Source organism: Mesorhizobium sp. M7A.F.Ca.MR.362.00.0.0 (assembly GCF_004023175.1).
In the GTDB taxonomy this organism is placed as follows: Bacteria; Pseudomonadota; Alphaproteobacteria; order Rhizobiales; family Rhizobiaceae; genus Mesorhizobium.
The window spans coordinates 1-3,202 of sequence record NZ_RZTF01000552.1 but is presented as its reverse complement, the minus strand read 5'-3'; the positions used below and the strand labels follow the sequence as shown (position 1 = coordinate 3,202).

Here is a 3,202-nt window from a genome sequence, read left to right as displayed (position 1 = left end):
GCTGACCGGCGCCTGATAGTTGCGCCGCCCGTCGCCGGCGCCAACCAGAAATTCCCGCAAACCCTGCAGGGCCGCGGCCTCATGCTCATCGCCCCAGAGCGTGTCGAGGGCGGCGTCATAGTGTTCGAGGGGGGCACGAAACGCCTCGATCGACAGCGCGAACACCTGGTGCGCCATGCGGATCCGGCGGCGCGCCGCGAGCGCTGCGTCTGCCACCAGAGCGGCAGCGCAAGGCGAGCCGTTGATGAGCGAACCCCGTTCCTTGACCTCGAGGTCGAAACGCGTCGAAAGTTCTGCAAACAAGGGGTAGAGCGCCAGGATCTCACCGGCGCCGCCCTGGCCGGAGGCCGGCACGACAGGCATCGGCTCCCCGTCGAGCATTGCGGCCACGGCTAGCGCGATGCGCGGCGTTGTGGCGGCGTTGCCCTCGATGAAATTCGTCAGACGGGCAAGCACGATCGCCCTGACCACGCGATCCGGCAAGGGATCGCCGAACGAGGTGGCGGCGGCAAACGCCTTGATGCGCGCATGGCGATCACGCTCGTCAGGTTCGAGCTTTCGGCTTGCCAATTCCCCCATGGCGGTTGTGACGCCATAGATGACCGGTGGCGGATCGGATTCAATCAGCTTCAGAAACGAGGCGCGGCATTCGGCGATGCGCTGCAGGGCCTTCTCGCCGATCTCCACCGTGTCCTTCTTCCAGGCGACACGGAAAACAGTGTCGAGGTTGATGTCGTCACGCGTCGACAGGCTAACTGGCATGCTTCACACCACTGGAAATAAGGGACTTAGTAGAGTGGTTCCTCGAATAGCGTCTTGTCGCCGTCGACCAGCGCCTTGATCTGCGCGGTGCCGTCGCCGGCGAGCGCAAGACGGATGCCGAATGGCCGCACCCGCATGTCGTTCTGGATCGCCATCCCCTCGCCTTCCGGCAGATAGAAGCGCTCGACACCGTAGTCCGGCGCGATGGTCGCCTCTTCGCCGCGAAGGTCCCAGCCCTCGGCGACATGGCCTAGAATATCGGCCTCGTCGGCGGCGGCCGGCGTTGGCGCCTTGCCGAACCAGGCGGTCGCCGGCTGCCAATAGCCGTCGGCGCCCTTCTTCAGGCGCACGACAATCGACGTATCGTCGCTTGAAAATTTGTCGGGCGGGATGTTGGCGATCATTTTCACCGGTATGCGCGAAATCTCGTAGCCCAGGATAATATAATCGCCGCGCAGGAGGTCGCGCGGATCGACAGGTTCGATCTTCAGCAGGACTTCCTTGCCGTTGCGCAGGATCGCCGCCCGGCCGGCGATGATCCAGCTCAGGAAGCCGATCTGGACGAGCGCCAGCACCAGTGCCGAGATGACAAGCCTTTTCCCGGTGATCATGCCGTGGCTCCTTTGGCATCTGGACCCTTCATGCGTTTTTCCACGCGGATGATGACGATCGCAAGGATGCCGAGCAGCACCGCGGCGGCAAGGAAGAAGCCGGCCGTATCGAGCATCGATTGCAAGGTCACCACATAGATGATGGCGAGTTCGAAGGCGAAGCCGAGATAGGCAAGCCAGCGTAGCCCACGGCTCTCCCGTCCTGCCAGCACGATTGCCGCGACAATGCCGGCCAGCGCGATCACCGAAGCGATGGCGAAACCGCTGTTGTAAGTGCTCTCGTCGGCGAGTTCGAACTGGATCATTGCGAGGCCGGTGAGGAAGCCGAGCAGTGCGTGCAAGGGCAAGCGGCCGCCGAGCTGCACGACCCGGTCGACCGGATCCGGCGCGAAGACCGAGGCCGCGAACAGCAGCGCCGAGACGACGACCAGCGGGATCGCAGCCTGCAGCGTGTCGTGGTTGGTGACCAGCAGCACAAGATAGAACAGAACCGACAGGATGATCAGGTGGCGAGCCGCCTGGCTGCGGGTCCAGAACGAGACGGCAAACAGCACGATCGCCATGATCAAGAAGGCATGCGGAAATTCGCTGCGGCTGTAGTAATCGAAGCCTTTCAGGAACAGCCAGGCATCGGCGATGCCGACCGAAGCGACTGTCAGCGGATTAGAACGCAGCGCAACCGCCGCCAGCGCCGTGCCGGCGCCCCAGGTGACCAGAGCCGAGGCCTCGTCGCCCGAGAGATGATACATCTGGCCGATCAGCGCGATCGAGCCGCCGAAAGCCGCAGCCGCCACGATCCAGAGCGCTTCGCCGATCGCCGCATGGTCGCGGGCCTTCAGCACCGCGCCGCCGACATAGCCACCAAGGATGACGGCAAACAGTGCCGCCACGCGCGCCAGCCGCGGGATCGCGTCCCAATTGGCGGCGACGAAAATCAGGATGGCGGCTCCGAACAGCACGGCAGCCATCATCGCCAGGATAGAGCCGAAGCTGAGCGACTTGCGCTCGTTGGCCTCGACATCGCGCGAAAGCGAATCGGCTGTGGCGGCGTCAATCAGCCCGGCCTGCAGCCAACGCGCGATATCCGCCCTGACCCGCGACGAATACCCCGCCATGCTGCGTCTCCCCCAGTTTGGTCTTTCAGCCGATCCGGTCAAATCGTTGACGTGGCGACATTTTCCGATTCGGGTTTCTTTGTGTCAGGTCCGTGAACGCCCGTTAATGCTGCATTGCACAATTTGCATTGCTGCCATGCAGCCATAGCGCTTTTAAATCGATATGGGTCCGCCTATTTATAGTTCGTACACAAACGGAATGATCCGCAAGAAAGACGAAACGAGAACTACCATGAACCTGATCCGCAACTACCGCAACTGGCGCCGCTACAGGGACACCGTGTCCGAGCTGAGCCGCCTGAGCAACCGTGAACTGACCGACCTCGGCATCAGCCGCAGCGACATTCCTTACGTCGCTCGCAAGGCGGTCTAATTCTTCGGACCGCGAATGGTCCGAACCAGTTTTGAAAAAGAGAACGACAATGAACCTGATCCGCAATTATCGTAACTGGCGCGTATATCGCGAGACGGTTACCGAGCTGGGTCGCCTTTCCAACCGCCAGCTGCATGATCTCGGTATCGTCCGCGACGAAATCAAGATGATCGCCCGCCAGGCGATCTAGACAGAATTTCGCCAGGGTCGACCTCCTCCCCGACCTTGACGAATACGGTCACCCCTTACCTCCTCCCAAGGGTTGACCACCAAAACGGCGCCCGCCGCACCTCCTCCCGCGGCGGGCGCTGTTACCCGGGGCAAAAGGAATTTTGCCCCAA

5 protein-coding genes are annotated in these 3,202 nt (G+C 62.4%); 2 read left to right on the top strand and 3 right to left on the bottom strand.

The window, feature by feature from the left end:
* From EOC06_RS34965 to EOC06_RS34955, 3 genes are all read right to left on the bottom strand, one after another.
* A partial coding sequence (locus tag EOC06_RS34965) for an aromatic amino acid lyase (protein WP_164898918.1) occupies positions 1-762 on the bottom strand: 762 nt, incomplete at its 3' end.
* 26 nt (positions 763-788) lie between these two features.
* Entirely contained in the window at positions 789-1,373 is a 585-nt protein-coding gene (locus tag EOC06_RS34960; RefSeq protein ID WP_128309955.1) for a GDYXXLXY domain-containing protein, read from the bottom strand.
* The gene (locus EOC06_RS34955; protein ID WP_128309954.1) at positions 1,370-2,488 is read right to left on the bottom strand and encodes a DUF2157 domain-containing protein; all 1,119 of its coding nucleotides are present in this window, start codon (positions 2,486-2,488) and stop codon (positions 1,370-1,372) included. The genes EOC06_RS34960 and EOC06_RS34955 overlap by 4 nt, the downstream gene beginning before the upstream one ends.
* A gap of 232 nt (positions 2,489-2,720) precedes the next feature.
* Between EOC06_RS34955 and EOC06_RS34950 the strand changes: the two genes are divergently transcribed.
* Together EOC06_RS34950 and EOC06_RS34945 are read left to right on the top strand one after the other, a co-directional pair.
* Positions 2,721-2,861 carry a DUF1127 domain-containing protein gene (locus EOC06_RS34950; RefSeq protein WP_013531315.1) on the top strand — a complete coding sequence of 47 codons (141 nt, stop codon included), beginning with the start codon at positions 2,721-2,723 and terminating at the stop codon, positions 2,859-2,861.
* 49 nt (positions 2,862-2,910) lie between these two features.
* Positions 2,911-3,051: a DUF1127 domain-containing protein gene (locus EOC06_RS34945; protein WP_127323233.1), complete on the top strand. Its 141-nt coding sequence runs from the start codon at positions 2,911-2,913 to the stop codon at positions 3,049-3,051.
* Positions 3,052-3,202: the final 151 nt, after the last annotated feature.